This window comes from Nocardioides sp. (assembly GCF_035429765.1).
GTDB lineage: Bacteria > Actinomycetota > Actinomycetes > Propionibacteriales > Nocardioidaceae > Nocardioides.
The window spans coordinates 1-2,775 of the sequence record NZ_DAOMFK010000285.1 but is presented as its reverse complement, the minus strand read 5'-3'; the positions used below and the strand labels follow the sequence as shown (position 1 = coordinate 2,775).

The window sequence follows — 2,775 nt, the reverse complement described above, 5'->3', positions numbered from 1 at the left end:
GGCCGCGGCGGGTGCCGCGACCGGGGTGCCGCGACGGGGGCCGCACCGGAATCTGTCCACAGCCGACTCCGCACACGCTGGCGTGGGACCCGCTGTGGAGCGGCGCGTGCGCCGAGGTCGGACCGTTGCTGCACTGGGCGCATGCCGATGCGTCTCGACACCGACAGCCGTACTGGTGCGGTCACCGCCGCGTGCAACCAGATCATCGCGGAGGATGGCATCCAGGGGCTCACCATGCGGGCGATCGGCCGGGTCTGCGGCGTCAGCCCGGCCTCGCTGCACCACCATTACACCAGCAAGGAACGTCTGCTCGGTGTGGTCGTGCGCCGCACGGGGCGGGCCCGGCACGCCTACATCAGCGGCCGGGCCCGCACGGAGGGTCCCATGGCGTTCCTGCCTGCGGAGCCCGACGACGTGATCGACGCTCGCTGCTGGCAGGGCTGGCTCGAGCTCTGGCGGAGCGAGCCGTCCCTGGAACCGATCCTGTCCGGCGCGCGGGCCAAGGATCGCGCCCTGCTGGCCCTCAGCGTCGACTACCAGCTCGACCGTGCCGGCCTGGACGCCGTGCAGGCGATGATCGACGGGCTCCTGGTCGCGCTCTGCGCACCTCACCGGCCGCTCCCCCCGCCCCGGGCACGTCAGGGGCTGTCGGGCTACCTGGGGCTCGTCCTCCCGGGCCGCGCGGTCACGGAGGTGGTCCTTCCACCGTACTGGGACTACGCCTCAGCCTGAGCAGGCCGCTTCAGCGAGGGCACGCAGGTGGGTCACCATCGCGTCGGGGTTCTCGGCCGAGTAGACCGCGGAGCCGGCCACGAAGACGTCGGCGCCGGCCTCGGCGCACCGCTCGATGGTCTGCGGGGAGATCCCGCCGTCCACCTGGAGCCAGATCTGCCCGCCGTGCCGCTCGATCAGCGCACGGGTACGCCGGATCTTGGGCAGGCAGAGGTCCAGGAACGGCTGCCCGCCGAAGCCGGGCTCGACGGTCATCACCAGCACGGTGTCCAGCTCGGGCAGGAGGTCCTCGTACGGCTCGATCGGGGTGGCCGGCTTGAGCGCCATGCTTGCCCGTACGCCGGCGGAACGGAGCTGCCGGGCCAGCCGGACCGGAGCCTTGGCGGCCTCCACGTGGAAGGTGACCGAGCGGCAGCCGGCCTCGACGTAGGCCATCGCCTCGCGGTCGGGGTCCTCGATCATCAGGTGGGCATCGAGCGGGACGGAGGTCGCCCGGGAGAGCGCCTCGACCATGGTCGGCCCGAAGGTCAGGTTGGGCACGAAGTGGTTGTCCATGACGTCCACGTGCACCCAGTCGGCGCCGGGTATCCGGGCGACCTCCTCCCCCAGGTGCGCGAAGTCGGCGTTGAGGATGCTCGGGGTGATCTGGATGCCCACGGGCGCTGAGTCTAGGCGTCCGACCCTCGGGTGTCCTTCTCGTCCCGGTCGGCCCAGGCCAGCAGCGGGGCAAGGTCGAAGCGGTAGCGGTCGATATCGGCGTGCAGGTCGCCGAGGCGGGCGTAGCGCGCCGGCATCGTGGCGAGGGTGAAGTCGCGCGGATCGGCGTCGTCGATCTCCGCCCAACCCAGCGGCGCCGAGACCCGGGCCTCGGGGACGCCGCGCACGGAGTACGCCGCCGCGATGGTGTGGTCCCGGGCGTTCTGGTTGTAGTCCACGAACAGCTGGTGGGGGTCGCGGTTCTTGCGCCACCAGGTGGTGGTCACGTCGTCGGGGGCGCGCCGCTCGACCTCGCGGGCGAAGGCGAGGGCGGCTCGGCGTACGTCGGAGAAGCCGTGGTCGGGCGGGATCCGCACGTAGATGTGGAGCCCGGCACCTCCGCTCGTCTTCGGGAAGCCGACCGCGCCGAGCTCGTCGAGCACCTCGTGGGCGACGTGGGCCACCCGGCGCACGGTGGCGAAGTCGCACAGCGGCCCCGGGTCCAGGTCGATGCGCCACTCGTCGGGCGACTCGGTGTCGGCGCGGCGGCTGTTCCACGGGTGGAACTCCACCGTGGACATCTGCACCGCCCAGATGACGCTGGCCAGCTCGGTGACGCACAGCTCGTCGGCCGTGCGGTTCCACCGGGGGAAGTGCAGCCGGACCGTCTCCACCCAGGGCGGCGCGCCGGCCGGCAGGCGCTTCTGGTGCACCTTGTCCCCGGCCAGGCCGCTCGGGAACCGGTGCAGCATGCAGGGTCGCTCGTACAGCGCGTTGACGATGCCGTCCCCCACCGCCAGGTAGTACTCGACCAGGTCCAGCTTGGTGGCGCCGGTCTCGGGGAAGTAAACCCGGTCGGGGTTGGTCACCCGCACCACCTTGTCGGCGACCTCGATCTCGACGGCGGGCGGCGTGGCGGGCATGGGCCCACGCTAGTGCGCGAGGGGCGGCGGGTCAGGTCCGCTGCCGGTCACGCCCGGCGCAGCAGCGCCAGGAACATCGCGTCGGTACGGTGCCGGTGCGGCCAGAGCTGGACGGTGCCCGGGAGCGGGCCTGCGCAGTCGGGTACGCCGGGCAGCAGCGGGGCCACGTCCTCGAGGACGACGTCCCCCCGGCTCGCCAGGACCGCCGCCACGACGCCCTGCGTCTCCGCCAGCACCGGGGAGCAGGTCGAGTAGAGCACCACTCCCCCGCGCCGGACCGACTCCAGCGCCGCGCCGAGAAGGGCCTCCTGGAGCGGGACCAGGGTGCGCAGGTCGTCCGGGGTGCGCCGCCACCGGGACTCCGGGCGGCGTCGCAGCGCGCCCAGTCCCGAGCACGGTGCGTCCACGAGCACCCGGTCGAAGG

At 72.9% G+C, this 2,775-nt stretch carries 3 protein-coding genes and 1 pseudogene; 1 reads left to right on the top strand and 3 read right to left on the bottom strand.

Annotated elements, in window-relative coordinates; translation table 11 throughout:
- The first annotated feature begins 141 nt into the window (after positions 1-141).
- Positions 142-732 (top strand): TetR/AcrR family transcriptional regulator, encoded by a 591-nt coding sequence (locus tag PLP61_RS16235; RefSeq protein WP_324503803.1) that lies wholly within the window; start codon positions 142-144, stop codon positions 730-732.
- Here the strand turns inward: PLP61_RS16235 and rpe are convergent.
- The 3 genes and pseudogenes from rpe to PLP61_RS16220 form a co-directional block, all read right to left on the bottom strand.
- Positions 724-1,389, bottom strand: a complete 666-nt coding sequence (rpe, locus tag PLP61_RS16230; protein ID WP_324503802.1) for a ribulose-phosphate 3-epimerase — start codon at positions 1,387-1,389, stop codon at positions 724-726. The genes PLP61_RS16235 and rpe overlap by 9 nt on opposite strands.
- 11 nt (positions 1,390-1,400) lie before the next feature.
- On the bottom strand, positions 1,401-2,351 hold the full coding sequence (ligD, locus tag PLP61_RS16225; protein ID WP_324503801.1) for a non-homologous end-joining DNA ligase: 951 nt from the start codon (positions 2,349-2,351) through the stop codon (positions 1,401-1,403).
- Between the two features lie 47 nt (positions 2,352-2,398).
- Positions 2,399-2,775, bottom strand: a pseudogene (locus tag PLP61_RS16220) (rRNA cytosine-C5-methyltransferase); the annotation flags it as partial.

Coding starts and splice junctions, on each gene's coding strand:
- ligD (WP_324503801.1), bottom strand. CDS start 2,351: ATGCCCGCCACGCCGCCCGCCGTCGAGATCGAGGTCGCCGACAAGGTG.
- PLP61_RS16235 (WP_324503803.1), top strand. CDS start 142: ATGCCGATGCGTCTCGACACCGACAGCCGTACTGGTGCGGTCACCGCC.